The following is a 17,287-nucleotide window of genomic DNA, read 5'->3' on the forward strand; positions in this document are numbered from 1 at the left end:
CCCCCGCCCCGATCCGGCCCAGGCCGATCAGCCCGAGGGTGCGGCCGTGCAGGTCGGCGCCGACGGTGCTCTGCCACCGCCCGCCCGCGCGCAGGGCGGTCGCCTCGGGCACCAGGTGGCGGGCCAGGCCGAGGATCAGCGCCCAGGTCAGCTCCACCGTGGAGGTCGAACCGCCGGACGTGCCGCAGACCGTGACGCCGTGCGCCCGGGCGGCCTCAAGATCGATGGAGGCGTTGCGCATGCCGGTGGTGACGAGCAGGCGCAGGTTGGGCAGCCGGTCGAACACCTCGGCGGGGAACGGCGTGCGCTCCCGCATGGCGACCACGATCTCGCAGTCGTGCACGGCGGCCACGAGATCGTCGCGGCTCGTGAAGTGCTCGCGCAAGCTCGTCGCCCGCACCCGGGACCAGTCGGCGAGGCCCAGGGCCACGCCCTGGTAGTCGTCCAGCACGGCGCATCGCAGCATGACCCCACATGCTACGGAAGACCCCCCTGCTCCAGCTCCCCGGGGCGGCCGGGGAGCTGGAGCCCGTTCAGCCGGCGGCCAGGCGTTCCGCCTCTTCGTGCAGCGCGAGGACGAGAAGAAGCTCCAGGTCGAGCAGCTCCAGGTCGGGCGCCGCGAGACCGTCCAGAACGCGCATTTCAGGCCTCCTGATCGGTTGGACGTCTCAGAGGCCACAAAGGTTCACGAATCGTCAGATCTCGCTCCGGAACCTCTCCCACGCGCTCTGCCGGGTCATGCCGAGCGCCGCGCCGATGCGTTCCCAGCTGACGTCGCGGGTGCGCAGATGCAACACCCAGTCGTGCAGGTTGTCGTCCACCTGGGCCTGCACGGCGGCGATTTTCGGCAGGTGCTCGAGAATTTGCTCGTCGGTCATCGACTCCCACGCGGGAAGCCGGGGCTCGCCGGAATGTTGCTCGGCGGATTGTCGCTCTGTCTCCAGGATTTCGTGGCACAGGCCGACGCACTCATCGCAAATGTGCACCCCGGGACCGGCGATCAGCTTGTTCACGTCCGTGCTCTTCTTGTGGCAGAACGAACAGCGGAGCTTGTCCTTCCAGTCAGGCATGTCCTGACACTACGTCCGTCAGGCAGCACCTGACAAGCCTTCGATCCGGTCCCGTTCCATCTGGACCCGGAGGATGTCCTGCCGCTCCTCGTTGATCCGGCGCAGGATCGTCATGTACGCGTTCAGCACCTGGCAGTACTTCGTCCGCGCGGTCTCCAGCTGGTCGCGCAGCTCCACGGCGCGGGCGGCGTCACCGCGCTGCTCCGCCTCCTCCAGCAGCGCGCGCGCCTCGTCCACGATCTCCTCGGCCCGCAGTCTCGTACGGCGCAGCAGCGCAGAGCATTCGTACAGCTCTCCCAGTCGTGCCGAGGAGACGATGAACTCGGCCGTGTGCACGACCGATCCGCCGGTCACTTCCCCGCGGAGCTCCGATCCCATTTCCCGCCACCTCCCGCCTCAAGGTTGCCTAACTGTAGACGCGTATGTGCCGTCAGAGGATCACGCAGCGTACGCGGTGGTGTCGTAGTGATCCGCGCGGTGAGGATTCTTCTCCCAGGAGGGAAAACCTCATCCCTGAAACGCATTCGGTGCTGGCTGAATGCGGTAATTGGCGGGTGTGACGCCCTTTATTGGCTGATTGCCGCGATTCTCCGGTGTTAGCAAAAGGGGGGGATGAAGACCTCGGAACCGCCCCCGCGGGACCCATCGCTCGTCACATACTGAAACGGAATGGCAGCGCAACGTGACTCTGGAAGTGGCGGCGATGGTGGCGATGTCGGCGACAGGGAGCGGAGACGACGCGGTCGACGTCAGCGTCGTCATCCCCGTGCACAACTGCCGGGCCTACCTCGACCGGTGCCTCACGTCCGCGCTGGTGCAGCGGGTGAAGAAGGAGATCGTCGTCGTGGACGACGGCTCCACCGACGGCAGCGCCGAACTCCTCGACCTGTACGCCGAATACCACGGCGACACCGTCAAGGTCGTCCGCATCCCCGGCGGGAGCACCGGAGCCGGGCGGCCGCGCAACCTCGGCATCGAGCACGCCACCGGCCGTTACGTCTTCTTCTGCGACGCCGACGACTACCTCGGCCCCGAGGCCCTGGAACGCATGGTCGCCATGGCCGACAGGAACGGCTCCGACATCGTCCTCGGCAAGGTCGTCGGCCACGGCCGGCGGGCGCCGCAGTCGATGTTCCAGCGCAGCGCCGACCGGGCCGACCTGGGCGACAGCACGGTCTACAACAGCCTGAGCTGCTTCAAGCTGTTCCGCCGCGAGCTCATCGAACGCCACCGCCTCCGTTTCGGCGAGGGCATGCTCATCGGCGAGGACATCCTGTTCACCGTGCACGCCTACTGCCACGCCAGGGTGATCTCGGTGGTGGCCGACTACGACTGCTACCACCTGGTGTCGCGCCCCGACGGCAGCAGCATCATGCAGCAGCCCGGCAGCCGCGACCCGCTCGGCTGGCTGACCATGATCAGGGAGCCGATCCGGCTCATGGCCCGGCACGTCGGGCCCGGCCCGCTGCGCGACCACCTGCTGCGCCGGCACTTCAGGCTCGACGTGTTCGCCCAGCTCGGGCCGGTGTTCCTGGAGAGCGACGACGTGCGTCGCAAGGACATCGCGCGGGAGGTGGCCGCGCTGTGCGACGAGTGGTACACCCCCGGCGTCCACGAGCGGCTCGGCACCATCGACCGGCAGCGCGCCACCGCGCTCGACGACGTCGAGCGGCTGGTGCGCCTGGCCCGCATCGAGAGCGCCACCATCCGCCGGCGCCTGACCGGGCTGCGCTGGGAGGGCGACTGCCTGGTGGTCTCCGGCGCCGCCCGGCTCGCCGGCCATCCCAGGGACGACGGCCTGGCCGTGGTGCTGCGCGCCCGCCACGACCCGGCCCGCGAGCTGGTCCTGCCGGCCGAGCGCAAGGGCGGCGAGTTCACCGCCAGGATCGACGTCGGCGCGCTCGACTCCGGCGTGTGGGACCTAAAGGTGGCGGTCGAGATCGAGGGCGTCGTCCGGCTCGGCCGGCTCGGCGCCGAGCGCGACAGCGGCGTCGGACGTCCCCAGCCCCGGCTGGTCGGCGGCGTGGTGGCGGTGCCGTACTTCACCCGCGACAACGGCAACCTGAGCATCGACATGGGCGGCCACGTGGCGGCGGTGCCGGGCGCGGCGCGGCTCGTCCGCACCCGGTGGTCGCTCGGGCAGCGGCTGCTCGTCGACGGCGAGGTCAGCGTGGCCGGCACCGCCCCGGCGGCCTCGGCGATCCGGCGGATCGTCTGGCGCGAGCGGGCCACCGGCTACGAGCGCACCGACCGGGTGGTGGCCCTGCCCGGAGGCGGGTTCGTGGCCAGGCCCGCGGTGGGGCGGCTGGCGCCCGGCACCTGGGACGCCTACCTGGAGCTGGAATTGGGCGGGCCCCCCGCGCGGTTCAGGATCGAGACGGACGAGGACACCGTCGCGGCGCCGCGCGGCTGGTGGGCGGTGGCGCTGCTGCGCACGGTGCGGCCGTACGCGACGCCGGGCAAGGGGCGGCTGAGCGCGGTGGTACGGCGGCTGACCGCCCAGCGGCTGATTAAGAGGATAATTCGGTAATTGCCACATATGTGCAGTTGCAACACCATGTCCTACAGTGGGAGCGCTTGTCCGTTCTCTCGGCATGGAGGCCTGCCGTGCACGTACCCGATGGCTTCTTCAACGCGGTCACATCCCTGTCGGCCGGTGTGGTGGCCGCCGCCGGTGTCGCGGTCTGCCTGCGCGGGGCGCGCAGAGAGCTCGACGACCGCACCGCCCCGATGGCCGGGCTCGTGGCCGCGTTCATCTTCGCCGTGCAGATGCTGAACTTCCCTGTCGCGGCCGGCACCAGCGGCCACCTGCTGGGGGGAGCGCTGGCCGCGATACTCGTCGGGCCCTCCACAGGAGTGTTGTGCATGGCCGTCGTCCTGCTGGTGCAGGGCGTGTTCTTCGCCGACGGCGGCCTGACGGCGCTCGGCGTCAACATCACCATCATGGGCATCGTCACCGTGCTCGTCGGCTGGGGAGTCTTCCGGCTGGTCACCGGCCTGGCGCGGGGGAGAGTGGTGGTGGCCGCGTTCCTGGCCGCGCTGGTCTCCGTGCCCGCCTCGGCGCTGGTCTTCACGCTGCTGTTCTGGATCGGCGGCACGGCGCCGATCGAGGTCGGCGCGGTCGCGGCCGCGATGGGCGGCGTGCACGTCCTGATCGGCATCGGCGAGGCCGTCATCACGGCCCTGACCGTCAGCGCCGTGCTGGCCGTCCGCCCCGACCTCGTGTACGGCGCCCGCGGCCTGACCAAGCCGCTGGTCCTGCGCGGCGCCGAGGGCGCGACCACGACCACGACCACGACCGCGGGCGAGGAGCGGCCGGTGGCCCCCAGAGGCACGCTCAAGCCGTTCCTGCTCGGCGGCGTCGGCCTGACGCTGGTGCTGGCCGGCGCGGTGTCGTTCTTCGCCTCGCCCGAGCCCGACGGGCTGGAGGCGGTGGCCCAGAACCACGGCTTCATCGACCAGGAGAGCGACCACCTGTTCGGTCATTGGGCACTGGCGGACTACGGTGACGTGGGTGGAATCCCGGTCGGCGTGGCGGGGATCATCGGCGTCGGGCTCGTGCTGCTGATCGGCGGTGTCGTGGCCCACGCCGCCAGGAGTCGTGACAAGACCAAGGTGTGACACGTGGGCGCGGGCCATCATCACCAGCTCTACCTGCCGGGCGTTTCGGTCGTGCACCGGCTGCCGCCGCAGTGCAAGCTGCTCGCGGTGCTCGCCTTCGCCATCGTGGTGGTGGCCACGCCGCGCGAGCGGTTCTCGGCCTTCGCGGCGTACGCGGTGCTGCTCGCCGCCGTCGCGGTGGCCGCCCGGGTGCCGGCGGCGCACATCGTGCGGCGGATGGCGATCGAGATCCCGTTCGTGCTGTTCGCGTTCCTCATCCCGGTGATCGGGCTGGGGGAGCGCACGACCGTGCTGGGGCTCTCGCTGAGCGTGCCGGGCCTGTGGGCGGCCTGGAACATCCTGGCCAAGGCCACGCTCGGAGTGGTCGCCTCGATCCTGCTGGCGGCCACGACGGAGCCGCGGGTGATCCTCGTCGGGGCGCAGCGGCTGCGGCTGCCGAGCCTGCTGGTGCAGATCGCCATGTTCATGCTCCGCTACATGGACGTGATCGTGGACGAGATGCGGCGCATGCGGGTGGCCAGGGAGTCGCGCGGCTTCGAGGCGCGCGACGTCCGGCACATCCCGGTGCTCGCGCGCTCGGCCGGGGCGCTGTTCATCCGCTCGTACGAGCGGGGCGAGCGGGTGCACCTCGCGATGCTGAGCCGCGGCTACACGGGCGAAATGCCGATCATCCATGATATTTCGGCATCGGTACGCCAATGGGGCACTGCCCTCGCCCTGCCCGCCGCGGCCCTGGCAATATGGGGTCTACCGTGGTGAACTCACTCGAAGTCCGGCAGCTCGCCTACGCCTACCCCGACGGCACCCAGGCGTTGTTCGGCGTCGACCTGTCGATCGCCCGCGGCGAGCGCGTGGCCCTGCTCGGCCCCAACGGCGCCGGCAAGACGACCCTCGTCATGCACCTCAACGGCATTCTCACCGCCGGGCACGGCACCGTCACCGTGGCGGGCACCCCGGTCGCGAAAGACACCCTGAAGGAGGTCAGGCAGCGCGTCGGCCTGGTCTTCCAGGACCCCGACGACCAGCTCTTCATGCCCACCGTCCGCGACGACGTCGCCTTCGGCCCGGCCAACGCGGGCGTGCGCGGCGATGAGCTCGACCGGGTGGTGAAGGACGCGCTGGAGCGGGTGGGCATGCTGGAGTTCGCCGACCGGCCCCCGCACCACCTGTCGTTCGGCCAGCGGCGCAGGGTCGCGGTGGCCACGGTGCTCGCGATGGCGCCGGAGATCCTGGTGCTCGACGAGCCCTCGTCCAACCTCGACCCGGCCGCGCGCCGGGAGCTGGCCGAGATCCTGCGCTCGCTCGACGTGACGGTGCTCATGGTCACCCACGACCTGCCGTACGCGCTGGAGTTGTGCGAGCGCGCGCTCATCCTGTCCGGGGGCGTGATCGCCGCCGACGGGCCCACCCGCGAACTGCTGGCCGACACCGACCTGCTGGCCCGCCACCGCCTGGAACTTCCGTACGGGTTCGCCATTCCGGCCGGATGACCGTGCTTGACGGGAGTTTGGCGCCTGTTTGCGGGGGTCTTGCCGTGCTGCATCGGACTCTTCGTAGTTTGTGCATGCCCGCTATCCGGGGATGTCGAAGTACAGTGGCTCATCGAGGAGGGGCCAAATGAAGCTGCGGCTTGCGCGACACGCCCTGGGCGATGCCGTGGTGGTGGCCGTTGAAGGAGAGCTTGACCTGTTCACCGCCCCGTTCCTGCGTGACGAGGTGCGTGACGCCATCAAGCAGGACGGCGCCAAGCTCGTGCTCGACCTGCAGCAGCTGTCGTTCATGGATTCCAGCGGCCTGTCGGTGCTGATCGAGGCATGGCGGCTGGCGACCGGAGAGGGTGGCGGCGTGTCCCTGGCCGCGCCGCAGGCGCCGGTGGCGCGCATCCTCCGCACCACCGGGCTCGACCGGCGCATCAAGGTCTACGCCGACGTCGACACCGCCGTGGGAGAGATTTAGCCGCCCCCGAGTAGAACTTCATTCGGTTGGCGGGTTAGGGTCCGGGATATGGACGTGAACGGATCTGCAGCAATCATCTCCGGCGGTGCCAGCGGCCTCGGTGAGGCCACCGCCCGCGAGCTGGCCCGCGCCGGCGCCACGGTGGTCGTGGCCGACCTCAACGAGCAGCGCGGCAAGGCCATCGCCGACGAGCTCGGCGGAGTCTTCGTCAAGACGGACGTCTCCGACGAGGAGCAGGTGCAGGCGGCCGTCGACGCTGCCGTGGCCACCGGCAAGCCGCTGCGCGTGGTGGTCAACAGCGCCGGCATCGGGTGGGCCGAGCGCACGGTCAACCGCGATGGCAACCCGCACAACCCGGCCTCGTACCGCAAGGTCATCGAGGTCAACCTGATCGGCACGTTCAACCTCATGCGCATCGGCGCGGCGGCCATCGCCAAGACCGCGCCGGCCGACGAGGACGGCCAGCGCGGCGTCGTGATCAACACGGCGTCCGTGGCGGCGCTGGAGGGCCAGACCGGGCAGGTGGCCTACTCCGCCTCCAAGGGCGGCATCGTGGGCATGACCGTCCCGGCAGCGCGCGACCTGGCCGCCGTCGGCGTGCGGGTCAACACCATCTGCCCGGGCATCATCGACACCCCGATCTACGGCTTCTCGCCCAACTCCGAGGAGTTCAAGGCCAAGCTGGTGGCTCCGGTGGTCTTTCCCAAGCGGATGGGGCGGGCCGACGAGTTCGCCCACCTGGTCAGGTCGCTCATCGAGAACGACTACATGAACGCCGAGGTCGTCCGCTTCGACGGCGGCATCCGCTTCCAGCCCAAGTGAGGTCTCGTGTCTGACGAAGTGCTCGTCGAAGAGTCCGGCAATGTGGCGATTCTTACCCTTAACCGGCCCAAGGCTCGCAACGCCGTCAACGGGGCCGTGGCCAGGGGTGTCGCCGAGGCGCTGGACGCGCTGGACGCCCGTCCCGACATCTCCGCGTACGTCCTGACCGGGGCCGGCGGCACGTTCTGCGCCGGGATGGACCTGAAGGGGTTCCTGACCGGGGACATGCCGGTCGTGCAGGGCCGGGGGTTCGGCGGGCTGACGGAGTCGCCGCCGAAGAAGCCCCTCGTCGCCGCCGTCGAGGGGTACGCCCTGGCGGGCGGCTTCGAGCTGGCCATGGCCTGCGACGTGATCGTGGCGTCGTCCGACGCGACGTTCGGGCTGCCCGAGCCCAAGCGCGGGCTGGTGGCCGGCGCGGGCGGCGTCATGCGGCTGCCGCGGCGGATCCCGTACCACGTGGCTATGGAGATCGCCCTGACCGGCGACCACTACCCGGCCTCCCGCCTGTACGAGCTGGGCCTGGTCAACCGGGTCACCGAGCCGGGCAGGGCGCTGGAGGGCGCGCTGGAGCTGGCCCGCAAGATCGCGGCCAACGCCCCGCTCGCGCTCGCCGCGACCAAGCGAGTGATCATCGAGTCGCAGGACTGGTCGCTGGAGGAGATGTTCAAGAAGCAGGGCGAGATCATCAACCCGGTCTTCGGTTCCAAGGACGCCATGGAGGGGGCGGCGGCCTTCGCCGAGAAGCGCGCCCCTCAGTGGAAGGGCGAATGACCTGATCCCCTCCCGTCCTCACCTCGGGCGGGAGGGGCTTCTCCCTTTACACGCGCTTACGTCTTCCTGGTTACGGTAAAGAAAGAGAAGACGACCTACCGGGAGAGCGCATGGGCGACTATTCGGGTTCGAGGTTCAGGCGTGGCGCCGGAGCCCTCCTGTCCGGCGCGGTCAGCGCGTTCATCATCGTGGTCGCCATGCTGGCGGTGATGTGGATCGTCGAGGTCGTCGACTTCCTCATCACCCCCTACGACACCAGCTTCGGCCTGCTCGACCGGCAGTTCGGCATCGTGGGGTGGGACGGCGACGGCCTCATCGGCATCGTCTTCGCGCCGTTCCTGCACGGCGGCTTCGGCCACCTCATGGCCAACTCCGTGCCGCTGCTGATCCTGGGCTTCCTCGCGGGGTTGCGCGACGTCGGCAAGTTCCTCTGGGCGACCGTGCTGATCATCTTCATCGGCGGCTTCGGCACGTGGCTCACCACGCCTGACAACGTCGTGACGGTCGGGGCCAGCGGGCTGGTGTTCGGCTACTTCGGCTTCATCCTGTCCCGCGGCCTGTTCGACCGCCGGCTGCTCGACATCGCGATCGCCGTCGGCGTCGGCGTCGCCTACTGGGGCATCCTGGCGGGCCTGCTGCCCAACCAGCAGGGCATCTCGTGGCAGGGCCACCTGTTCGGCCTCATCGGCGGCGTGGTGGCCGGCTGGGTGCTGCGCCGCAGGCGCCCCGCCGTCACCGCCCCGTACTAGGGCTGGGGCGGCGGAACGTGCCGTGCCAGTGCGCCAGTGCGGTCTCCCTGGCGACCGCCGCGTCCTCGGCGCTGTCGCCGTCCGCGATGTGCTGCGACAGGACGGCGAAGCCGCCGAAGACGACGACCCTGGCGGCGACCTCGGGATCGACGTCCGGCCCCAGCAGGCCGTCGCGCTGGTCCGCGCGTAGTCGTTCGGCCATCGCCGTGCGGAAGCGGCTGAGCTGCGCGTTCCAGTAGGCGCGGACGGCCGGATCGTACGCGGCCGCCTCGTTGATCGCCCCGAGCAGCGCGCGGTTCTCCCGGTACAGGGCGATGACCTCCTCGTAGGCGCGTGCGAGGCCCTCCCAGTCCGCGTCCGGCCCCGCCTGCCAGCGGGAGACGATGTCGAAGGACTTCTGCTTGAAGGAGGCGGCGAGCTGCAGCAACAGCTCGCTCTTGTCCTTGAAGTGCATGTAGAACGAGGACCTGGCCACTTTCGCCTCGGCGGCGATGCGCTGCACGCCCAACTCGGTGAAGCCGACGCCCTCGGTCAGCAGACGCTGAGTGGTGGCCAGCAGTCTGGCTCGTACCGCGGTGCGGTCTTCCTCACTCTTGGGGGGACGCCGGGTGATCGAGGGCATCTCATGCTCCTTCGCTCGTCTGGTCGGGGGGATCAGCGGGCCTGGTGAATGAGGTGGAACTCGGTGAAGCCCTTCAGGCCCCACCGGCCGCTCTCCACACCGATGCCGCTCCACTTCACGCCGGCGAACGGCTCGTCGAGGCTCCGCGCGGTGTGGGTGTTCACCCACGTCGTGCCCGCCTCCAGCCGCTCGGCCACCGCCGCCGCCCGCTCGAGGTCCTCGCCCCAGACGGAGCTGCCGAGGCCGAAGTGGGTCGCGTTGGCCCGGGCCACCGCGTCGTCCAGGTCACGGTAGCCGATGACGGGCAGGGCCGGGCCGAACTGCTCTTCGTCGACGATTCGCACGCCGTCGCCGAGGTCGGTCAGGATCGTGGGCCGGTAGAAGTAGCCCTTGCCGTCGATCACGCCTCCGCCCGCGGCCACGGTGGCCCCGTGGCGGACGGCGTCGTCGACCAGCTCGGCGACCCGCTCCAGCTGGGGGCGGTTGTTGACCGGGCCGAGCTCGGTGCCGGCGAGCGAGCCGTCGCCGACCTTCGCGTTGCGCGCCAGCTCGGCGAGCGCCTCGACGAGCGCGGGCCGCAGTGACTCGTGGGCGTACACCCGCTTGGGCGCCACGCACACCTGGCCGCTGTTGGAGAAGGCGCGGGGGAAGACGCCCTCGGCGACCCGGACGGGGTCGGCGCCCTCCAGCACGATCACCGGGTCGTTGCCGCCGAGTTCGAGGGTGGTGCGCTTCAGGTCGGCGGCCGCGGCGGCGGCGATGGCCTTGCCCGTCGCGATGGAGCCGGTGAAGCTGATCTTGCGGATGAGGGGGTGCGTCGTCATGGCCGCTCCCGCCTCGTTGCCGCCGCTGATGACGTTGAGCACACCGGCGGGCAGCACCTCCCGCAGGACCTCGCCGACCTTCAGCGAGGACAACGGCGTGAAGGGGGAGGGCTTGAGCACCACGGTGTTCCCCGCCGACAGCGCCGGCGCGATCTTCGCCCCCGCGAGGGTGAGGGGGAAGTTCCACGGGGCGATGACCGCGACGGGGCCGAGCGGGCGGCGTACGAGCTGGACGAAGGCGCTCTCGTCGTCACGCAGCACCTCCCGCGGCAGCTCCATGTCCGCGTAGTAGCGGAAGAACATGGCCGCCGTCTGCACCTCCCGCGCCGACTCGGCGAGAGGCTTGCCCTGCTCGGCGGTCAGGATGGGCACGATCTCGTCCAAGGCGGCCAGCAGGGCGTCGGCGGCGGCGTTCAGCACCTCCCGGCGCGTCTTCGCATCGGAACGCCACGAGGGGTACGCCCGGGCGGCGGCCCGCACGGCCGCGTCCACGTCGGCCGCCGACGCGTCGGGCGCGGTGGCGAAGACCTCCCCGGTGGCGGGGTTCACCACGTCGAACGTCGCCGCCGTCGGATGGGCCTTCCCTCCGATGGTCGACGAGACAGAGACGGCAGCACTTTCGGAAACAGACAAGGGTCACTCCACAAAAGGGTCGAGCCCGGCCGTGCTGACCAGGCATTCACCAGCGTAACCCCGATCGGGGACATTTCGGACATGGTGTCCGACACACTGTCCGAACGGCGGCGCGAAAAAAGGGCGACCAGAGGCCGCCCTTGGGATGGATGGAAGGTGTCTAGAGGCGCTCGACCACGTAGTCGACGCAGGTCGTCAGGGCCTCGATGTCGGCCGGGTCGATCGCCGGGAACATCGCGATGCGCAGCTGGTTGCGGCCCAGCTTGCGGTACGGCTCGGTGTCGACGATGCCGTTGGCGCGCAGCACCTTGGCCACGGCGGCGGCGTCGACGGAGTCGGCGAAGTCGATCGTGCCGACCACCTGCGAACGGAACTCCGGCGCGGCGAACGGCGTCGCGTAGGACGACTTCTCGGCCCAGGTGTACAGGCGCTGGCTGGAGTCGGCCGTGCGGGCGGTCGTCCAGGCCAGGCCGCCGTTGCCGTTCATCCAGTCGAGCTGGTCGGCCAGCAGGAACAGCGTGGCCACGGCCGGCGTGTTGTACGTCTGGTCCTTCGAGGAGTTGTCGATGGCGACCGGCAGGCTGAAGAACTCCGGCACGAAGCGGCCGCTCGCGGTGATCTCCTCGACCCTGGCCAGGGCGCGCGGCGACATGATCGCGATCCACAGGCCGCCGTCGGAGGCGAAGCTCTTCTGCGGCGCGAAGTAGTAGACGTCGGTCTCGGCGATGTCGACGGGCAGACCGCCCGCGCCGGAGGTGGCGTCGACGAGCACCAGCGCGTCGTCGCCGCCCACGCGGGTGATCGGCATGGCGACGCCGGTCGAGGTCTCGTTGTGGGTGAGCGCGTAGGCGTCCACGCCGTCCTCGGCGACCGCCTTCGGGTACGTGCCGACCTCGGAGCCGATGACGCTCGGCTCGGCGAGCCACGGGGCCTTCTTGGTCACCGCGGCGAACTTCGAGGAGAACTCGCCGAACGACAGGTGCTGGGACTTCTCGCGGATGAGCCCGAAGGCGGCGATGTCCCAGAACGCGGTGGTGCCGCCGTTGCCGAGGACGACCTGATAGCCCTCCGGCAGCGAGAACAGGTCGGCCAGGCCGGAACGGACGCGGCCGACCAGGCTCTTGACCGGCTTCTGGCGGTGCGAGGTGCCCATGACGCTCGCGCCGGAGGCGGCGAGCGCGGCCAGCTGCTCGGTGCGAACCTTCGAGGGCCCGCAGCCGAAGCGGCCGTCGGCGGGCTTGATGTCAGCGGGAATCACGATGTCAGCCACGTAACGGAGCCTACCGACCTGCGCGGATGGGCCGGTAAGCGGTCCGGATCCTGAGACCTGCGCGCACAGCGAAACGGCTACCGCGGCGTGGGGAAACGCGCGCGGTAGCCGTCGTGACGGAGGCCGCCGGTCAGTACTTGCCGATGACCTCGTCGGCGCCCGGGACCTCGCTCAGGGGACGCGAGGTCGGGCCGATGTAGTTGGCGCTCGGGCGGACCAACCGGCCCGTGCGCTTCTGCTCCAGGATGTGCGCGGCCCAGCCGGCCGTACGCGCGCAGGTGAACATCGAGGTGAACATGTGGGAGGGGACCTCGGCGAAGTCGAGCACCACGGCCGCCCAGTACTCCACGTTGGTGGCGAGCACGCGGTCGGGCTTGCGGGCGTGCAGCTCCTCCAGCGCCGCCTGCTCCAGCGCCGCCGCGACCTCGAAGCGGGGCGCGTCGAGCTCCTTGGCGGTGCGGCGCAGCACGCGGGCGCGCGGGTCCTCCGCGCGGTAGACGCGGTGACCGAAGCCCATGAGGCGGTTGCCCTTGTCGAGCTCGCCCTGGACGTACTTCTTGGCGTCGCCGAGCTGCTCGACGCCCTCGATCATGTGCAGCACGCGGGCCGGGGCGCCGCCGTGCAGCGGGCCCGACATGGCGCCGACGGCGCCGGAGAGCGCGGCGGCCACGTCGGCGCCGGTGGAGGCGATGACGCGGGCGGTGAACGTGGAGGCGTTCATGCCGTGCTCGGCCGCGGAGGTCCAGTAGGCGTCGATGGCCTTGACGTGCTTGGGATCGGGCTCACCGCGCCAGCGGATCATGAAACGCTCGACGATCGTCTTGGCCTCGTCCACGCGGCTCTCGGGGACCATCGGCAGGCCGAGCCCGCGCGCGGACTGAGCCACGAAGGAGAGCGCCATCACCGAGGCGCGCGCGAGCTGGTCGCGGGCCTCGTCGTCGCTGATGTCGAGCAGGGGCTTGAAGCCATAGGCCGGAGCGAGCATGGCGAGCGCGCTCTGGACGTCTACGCGGATGTCACCGGAGTGGACAGGAATGGGGTACGGCTCCGCCGGGGGGAGACCCGGCTGGAACTGGTTGTCGACCAGCAGGCCCCAAACGTGCCCGAACGGGACACGGCCGACCAGCTCTTCGATGTCGACGCCCCGGTATCGAAGGGCGCCCCCTTCTTTGTCCGGTTCCGCGATCTCGGTCTCGAAAGCTACGACGCCTTCGAGTCCGGGTTTGAAGTCGGACATACTCGGCCGCCTCCCTTTCCTGCCATGTTTCGGCAATGCGATGCCTTGATGTCGAGATACCGGCGGGTCAATTTAACCCCGTACCAGGTGGTGCTCGGTCTCCGGACCCGCCGTTGAGCGGAAACCGCTGGTAGGCGAGATGCGCCGGGCGCCGGATCACGGCTGCCCTGGCGACCCGCTGGAGGCGGCCCGCATGAGATCCGCCACACGAGCGCGCAAGAATACCGTTTTGTGGATGCCACCCCGCGCCCGCCCTTGCTGGCGGCGCTTCGCCGTACGTACGAGGGCGAGCCGCTGCTCGAAGCCGACCTCGCGCCCGATCCGATCACGCAGTTCGCCGTCTGGTTCCAGGAGGCGCTCGACGCCGGCCTGCCGGAGCCCAACGCCATGATCCTGGCCACCGCCTCGGCCGGAGGCCGTCCGAGCGCGCGTACGGTGCTGCTGAAGGGTTACGACGAACGCGGCTTCGTCTTCTACACCAACTACGAGTCCCGCAAGGGCCGCGACCTGGCCGAGAACCCCCGGGCGTCGCTGCTGTTCCCCTGGCACCCGCTACGCCGCCAGGTGCGCGTGGAAGGCACCGTGGCGCGCGTCTCGCACGAGGAGTCCGCCGCGTACTTCGAGTCCCGTCCGTACGGCTCCCGCATCGGGGCCTGGGCCTCGCGGCAGTCGGCCGTCGTGCGCTCACGCGAGGAGCTGGACGCCCGTTACGCGGAGCTGGCGGCCCGGTGGCCGGAGAATCCGCCGGTGCCCGACTTCTGGGGCGGTTTCCGGGTGACGCCAATCGAGATGGAGTTCTGGCAGGGGCAGCTCGACCGGATGCACGACAGGCTCCGCTACCGGCGTACCCGACCCGGATGGGTTTTGGAAAGGCTTGCCCCTTAATCTGCTGCGAGTGGCATTTGGCGAGCTGGTCAAGCGGCATCTGGTGGACACGCGTCCACTCGGCGTTGCCGCGTTCCGGCGCATCTGGCTCGGGCAGACCGTTTCGAACATCGGCGTCGGCGTCACCGTCGTCGCCGTCGGGCAGCAGGTCTGGGAGCTGACCCACTCCTCCTTCTACGTCGGCCTGCTCGGCATGGCCAGCTTCATCCCGCTGATCGTCTTCGGCCTGTGGGGCGGGGCCGTCGCCGACGCCGTGGACCGGCGCAAGCTGCTGCTCGTCGGCTCGCTGATCGCCTGGGGCTCCACCGTGTTCATCCTCGTCCAGGCACTGGTCGGGCTGGACAACGTCTGGCTGATCTTCGCCGCGGTCGCGCTCAACTCCACCGGCTTCGCGATCACCGGCCCGACCAGGGGCGCGATCATCCCGAGGATCCTCACGCCGGAGCTGGTGCCCGCCGCCAACGCGCTCAACTCGCTGGTCTACAGCATCGGCGCGGTCGCGGGGCCGATGATCGGCGCGGTCGCCCTGGCGAACGGCGGCTTCGCGGCCGCGTACGGAGTGGACGCCCTGCTCTTCACCGCGAGCCTCTACGCGGCCCTCAGGCTGCCCTCACTGCCCCCGCTGGGCGAGGTGAGACGTCCGGGCGCCAGGGCCGTGGCGGAGGGCCTCAGATTCATCGCAGGGAGCCCGGTGCTGATGATGTCGTTCGTGGTGGACATCATCGCGATGGTGTTCGCCATGCCGCGGGCGCTCTTCCCCGAGCTGACCGAGGTCAGCTTCGGCGGCTCCCCGGTCGCCCTCGGCTGGCTGAACGCCGCCATGGCCATCGGCTCCGTCGTCGGCGCGCTCTTCTCCGGCTGGGTCAGCCGGGTCTCCCGTCAAGGGGTCGCCCTGGTCATCGTCATCACCGTCTGGGGCCTGGCCGTGGCCGCCGCGGGCCTGGCCGACAGCCTGTGGCTCGTGGTCACGTTCCTGGCCGTCGGCGGCGTCGCCGACGTGATCTCCTCGGTGTGGCGGCAGTCGATCCTGCAGCTGTACGCGCCCGACGAGATGCGCGGGCGGCTCCAGGGCGTCTTCACGGTGGTCGTGGCCGGCGGGCCGCGCCTCGGCGAACTGCGCGCCGGGGCCACCGCGACGATGTTCGGGCTGAGCGGCGCGTGGGTGGGCGGCGGCATCGCCTGCGCCATCACGGTGATCGCGGTCGGACTGTCGGTGAGCGGCTTCCGCAACTTCCGCGCCCACCAGTCCACCGCGCCGCGCTAGCCGCCGCCTCACGCGGCCCGCGCCTCACGCGGCTTCGCGGCCCGCGCCTCACGCGGCCCGCGCCGCCGCCTGAAGGTCGGCGAGGAAGCCCTCGTACGCGTCCTCCCTGTCGGGCGCGCGCAGCACCGCGGACGGATGCACGGTCGCCACCGCCAGCGCCTCACCGAGCGGCACCGGCTCACCCCGGTGCCGCGTCACCCGGAACTCGGGCCCGAGCAGCGACCTGGCCGCCGTCGCGCCGAGCACCACGACGACCTCGGGCTGCACGACGGCCAGCTCCGCGTCGAGCCACGGGCGGCAGGCGGTGATCTCGGCGGCCGTCGGCTTCTGGTGGATGCGCCGCTTGCCCCGGGGCGTGAAGGAGAAGTGTTTGACCGCGTTCGTCACATAGACGTCCTCGCGCGCGATGCCGGCCTCCTCCAGCCCGCGGTCGAGCACGCGTCCGGCCGGTCCGACGAACGGATGCCCCTCGATGTCCTCCCGGTCGCCGGGCTGCTCACCCACGAGCATGAACGTGGCATGCCCAGGGCCCTCGCCGAAGACCGTCTGAGTGGCGTTGCGAAACAAGTCACAGCCTTCGCAGCCGGCCGCCGCCGAGCGCAGCGCGTCCAGGTCGAGCCGGTCGGGAAGGAACTTCGCGGCTCCGTTGTTGCCCTTGTCAGCCATCGTCGGTCGTTTCTCCCACTAGGGTTCGTGTGACTTCTGTGCCCGCAGCGGACGGGCCCAGTCCCCGCTACGACCGCGTAACATTCAGTTGGGAGGACTGCCTTGACCGCACACGGCCTGATCGACACCACGGAGATGTATCTCCGCACGATTTACGAGCTCGAAGAGGAGGGCATCGTCCCCCTTCGTGCCCGCATCGCCGAGCGCCTCCAGCAGAGCGGCCCCACTGTCAGTCAGACCGTCGCCCGCATGGAGCGCGACGGTCTCGTCCGTGTCGAGGGCGACCGGCACCTGTCGATGACCGACCTCGGGCGCACGCTGGCCACCCGCGTGATGCGCAAGCACCGTCTCGCCGAATGCCTGCTCATCCAGGTCATCGGGCTGCCCTGGGAAGAGGTGCACATCGAGGCGTGCCGCTGGGAGCACGTCATGTCCGACTCCGTCGAGGCGCGGCTGGTGACGCTGCTCGACAACCCCACCGCCTGCCCCCATGGCAACCCCATCCCCGGGCTCGGTGAGCTGGGGGGCCAGGAGCCGGCCGAGGGCGGTGCCGACGACGCGCTGGAGACCATGTCCGACCTGGCGGGCCCGCGTGACACCGCTGTGGTCGTGCGGCGAATTAGCGAACAAGTGCAAAGCGATCCCGCTGTGATGCTTAAACTCAAGCAAGTTGGGATACAACCCGGACGCGAGGTGACGCTCGCGGCGAGCGACGACGGTGTGCGGGTGACAGGTGACGGTGACGCAAGAGACAATCCCGCGGAGCTTCCGCGTGATGTCGCGGCGCACGTATTTGTCTCCAAGCGCTGACGCGCGCGCAGCTGCTTGGTTGAATCCCCCTTGGGAGCCCCTCCACTCTCCCCTGGCCAAGACTGTTGCAGGAGCGCCCGTGGTCCG

Annotated in this window: 19 protein-coding genes; 11 read left to right on the forward strand and 8 right to left on the reverse strand. The window is 70.3% G+C overall.

The genetic code is table 11. The features are described 5' to 3' along the window. The 3 genes from E1286_RS16900 to E1286_RS16910 all read right to left on the reverse strand — a co-directional run. A partial coding sequence (locus tag E1286_RS16900) for an NAD(P)-dependent oxidoreductase (RefSeq protein WP_281282687.1) occupies nucleotides 1-466 on the reverse strand: 466 nt, incomplete at its 3' end. Between the two features lie 229 nt (nucleotides 467-695). Further along, nucleotides 696-1,070, reverse strand: coding sequence for a ClpX C4-type zinc finger protein (locus tag E1286_RS52060; protein ID WP_132613550.1), 375 nt, complete (start codon nucleotides 1,068-1,070; stop codon nucleotides 696-698). An 18-nt stretch (nucleotides 1,071-1,088) separates the two neighbouring features. Next, the gene (locus tag E1286_RS16910; RefSeq protein WP_132613552.1) at nucleotides 1,089-1,448 is read right to left on the reverse strand and encodes a hypothetical protein; all 360 of its coding nucleotides are present in this window, start codon (nucleotides 1,446-1,448) and stop codon (nucleotides 1,089-1,091) included. A 304-nt stretch (nucleotides 1,449-1,752) separates the two neighbouring features. Between E1286_RS16910 and E1286_RS16915 the strand changes: the two genes are divergently transcribed. From E1286_RS16915 to E1286_RS16950, 8 genes are all read left to right on the forward strand, one after another. Continuing rightward, nucleotides 1,753-3,600 carry a glycosyltransferase family 2 protein gene (locus tag E1286_RS16915; RefSeq protein WP_132613554.1) on the forward strand — a complete coding sequence of 616 codons (1,848 nt, stop codon included), beginning with the start codon at nucleotides 1,753-1,755 and terminating at the stop codon, nucleotides 3,598-3,600. A gap of 77 nt (nucleotides 3,601-3,677) precedes the next feature. After that, entirely contained in the window at nucleotides 3,678-4,691 is a 1,014-nt protein-coding gene (locus E1286_RS16920; RefSeq protein WP_132613556.1) for an energy-coupling factor ABC transporter permease, read from the forward strand. A 3-nt stretch (nucleotides 4,692-4,694) separates the two neighbouring features. Then, nucleotides 4,695-5,450, forward strand: a complete 756-nt coding sequence (gene cbiQ / locus E1286_RS16925) for a cobalt ECF transporter T component CbiQ (RefSeq protein ID WP_132613558.1) — start codon at nucleotides 4,695-4,697, stop codon at nucleotides 5,448-5,450. Continuing rightward, complete coding sequence (locus tag E1286_RS16930) at nucleotides 5,444-6,181, forward strand: energy-coupling factor ABC transporter ATP-binding protein (RefSeq protein ID WP_397059055.1); 738 nt, start codon at nucleotides 5,444-5,446, stop codon at nucleotides 6,179-6,181. Before cbiQ ends, E1286_RS16930 begins: the two co-directional genes overlap by 7 nt. Before the next feature lie 127 nt (nucleotides 6,182-6,308). Continuing rightward, the gene (locus tag E1286_RS16935) at nucleotides 6,309-6,647 is read left to right on the forward strand and encodes an STAS domain-containing protein (protein ID WP_132613562.1); all 339 of its coding nucleotides are present in this window, start codon (nucleotides 6,309-6,311) and stop codon (nucleotides 6,645-6,647) included. A 48-nt stretch (nucleotides 6,648-6,695) separates the two neighbouring features. Beyond that, nucleotides 6,696-7,469 (forward strand): SDR family NAD(P)-dependent oxidoreductase, encoded by a 774-nt coding sequence (locus E1286_RS16940; RefSeq protein ID WP_132613564.1) that lies wholly within the window; start codon nucleotides 6,696-6,698, stop codon nucleotides 7,467-7,469. 6 nt (nucleotides 7,470-7,475) lie between these two features. Beyond that, complete coding sequence (locus E1286_RS16945; RefSeq protein ID WP_132613566.1) at nucleotides 7,476-8,240, forward strand: crotonase/enoyl-CoA hydratase family protein; 765 nt, start codon at nucleotides 7,476-7,478, stop codon at nucleotides 8,238-8,240. A 110-nt stretch (nucleotides 8,241-8,350) separates the two neighbouring features. Then, nucleotides 8,351-8,989 carry a rhomboid family intramembrane serine protease gene (locus E1286_RS16950; protein WP_132613568.1) on the forward strand — a complete coding sequence of 213 codons (639 nt, stop codon included), beginning with the start codon at nucleotides 8,351-8,353 and terminating at the stop codon, nucleotides 8,987-8,989. On the opposite strand, the gene E1286_RS16955 is transcribed toward E1286_RS16950, so the two are convergent. The 4 genes from E1286_RS16955 to E1286_RS16970 all read right to left on the reverse strand — a co-directional run bounded on the left by E1286_RS16955 (nucleotide 8,973) and on the right by E1286_RS16970 (nucleotide 13,575). After that, nucleotides 8,973-9,611, reverse strand: coding sequence for a TetR/AcrR family transcriptional regulator (locus E1286_RS16955; protein WP_132613570.1), 639 nt, complete (start codon nucleotides 9,609-9,611; stop codon nucleotides 8,973-8,975). The genes E1286_RS16950 and E1286_RS16955 overlap by 17 nt on opposite strands. Before the next feature lie 32 nt (nucleotides 9,612-9,643). Then, a complete protein-coding gene (locus tag E1286_RS16960) occupies nucleotides 9,644-11,068 on the reverse strand; it encodes an aldehyde dehydrogenase family protein (RefSeq protein ID WP_223190038.1) in 1,425 nt (474 codons plus the stop codon). A 160-nt stretch (nucleotides 11,069-11,228) separates the two neighbouring features. Then, nucleotides 11,229-12,338, reverse strand: a complete 1,110-nt coding sequence (gene serC, locus E1286_RS16965) for a phosphoserine transaminase (RefSeq protein WP_132613572.1) — start codon at nucleotides 12,336-12,338, stop codon at nucleotides 11,229-11,231. A gap of 130 nt (nucleotides 12,339-12,468) precedes the next feature. Continuing rightward, entirely contained in the window at nucleotides 12,469-13,575 is a 1,107-nt protein-coding gene (locus tag E1286_RS16970) for a citrate synthase 2 (RefSeq protein ID WP_132613574.1), read from the reverse strand. A gap of 231 nt (nucleotides 13,576-13,806) precedes the next feature. Between E1286_RS16970 and pdxH the strand changes: the two genes are divergently transcribed. Together pdxH and E1286_RS16980 are read left to right on the forward strand one after the other, a co-directional pair. Further along, nucleotides 13,807-14,460, forward strand: a complete 654-nt coding sequence (gene pdxH / locus E1286_RS16975) for a pyridoxamine 5'-phosphate oxidase (protein WP_132613576.1) — start codon at nucleotides 13,807-13,809, stop codon at nucleotides 14,458-14,460. Between the two features lie 10 nt (nucleotides 14,461-14,470). Next, entirely contained in the window at nucleotides 14,471-15,724 is a 1,254-nt protein-coding gene (locus tag E1286_RS16980) for an MFS transporter (RefSeq protein WP_246074918.1), read from the forward strand. 48 nt (nucleotides 15,725-15,772) lie between these two features. On the opposite strand, the gene E1286_RS16985 is transcribed toward E1286_RS16980, so the two are convergent. Further along, nucleotides 15,773-16,390: a UdgX family uracil-DNA binding protein gene (locus tag E1286_RS16985; protein WP_132613578.1), complete on the reverse strand. Its 618-nt coding sequence runs from the start codon at nucleotides 16,388-16,390 to the stop codon at nucleotides 15,773-15,775. Nucleotides 16,391-16,492: 102 nt separating this feature from the next. Between E1286_RS16985 and E1286_RS16990 the strand changes: the two genes are divergently transcribed. Continuing rightward, nucleotides 16,493-17,200 carry an iron-dependent transcriptional repressor DtxR gene (locus tag E1286_RS16990; protein WP_132613580.1) on the forward strand — a complete coding sequence of 236 codons (708 nt, stop codon included), beginning with the start codon at nucleotides 16,493-16,495 and terminating at the stop codon, nucleotides 17,198-17,200. The last annotated feature ends 87 nt before the right edge of the window (nucleotides 17,201-17,287 follow it).

Source organism: Nonomuraea terrae (assembly GCF_004348995.1).
Taxonomy (GTDB): domain Bacteria; phylum Actinomycetota; class Actinomycetes; order Streptosporangiales; family Streptosporangiaceae; genus Nonomuraea; species Nonomuraea terrae.

What these genes read in the sequence shown, in the direction of transcription:
- E1286_RS16970 (WP_132613574.1), bottom strand. Translation starts at nt 13,575, where the DNA reads ATGTCCGACTTCAAACCCGGACTCGAAGGCGTCGTAGCTTTCGAGACC.
- E1286_RS16935 (WP_132613562.1), top strand. Translation starts at nt 6,309, where the DNA reads ATGAAGCTGCGGCTTGCGCGACACGCCCTGGGCGATGCCGTGGTGGTG.
- E1286_RS16910 (WP_132613552.1), bottom strand. Translation starts at nt 1,448, where the DNA reads ATGGGATCGGAGCTCCGCGGGGAAGTGACCGGCGGATCGGTCGTGCAC.
- E1286_RS52060 (WP_132613550.1), bottom strand. Translation starts at nt 1,070, where the DNA reads ATGCCTGACTGGAAGGACAAGCTCCGCTGTTCGTTCTGCCACAAGAAG.
- E1286_RS16940 (WP_132613564.1), top strand. Translation starts at nt 6,696, where the DNA reads ATGGACGTGAACGGATCTGCAGCAATCATCTCCGGCGGTGCCAGCGGC.
- E1286_RS16950 (WP_132613568.1), top strand. Translation starts at nt 8,351, where the DNA reads ATGGGCGACTATTCGGGTTCGAGGTTCAGGCGTGGCGCCGGAGCCCTC.
- E1286_RS16985 (WP_132613578.1), bottom strand. Translation starts at nt 16,390, where the DNA reads ATGGCTGACAAGGGCAACAACGGAGCCGCGAAGTTCCTTCCCGACCGG.
- E1286_RS16955 (WP_132613570.1), bottom strand. Translation starts at nt 9,611, where the DNA reads ATGCCCTCGATCACCCGGCGTCCCCCCAAGAGTGAGGAAGACCGCACC.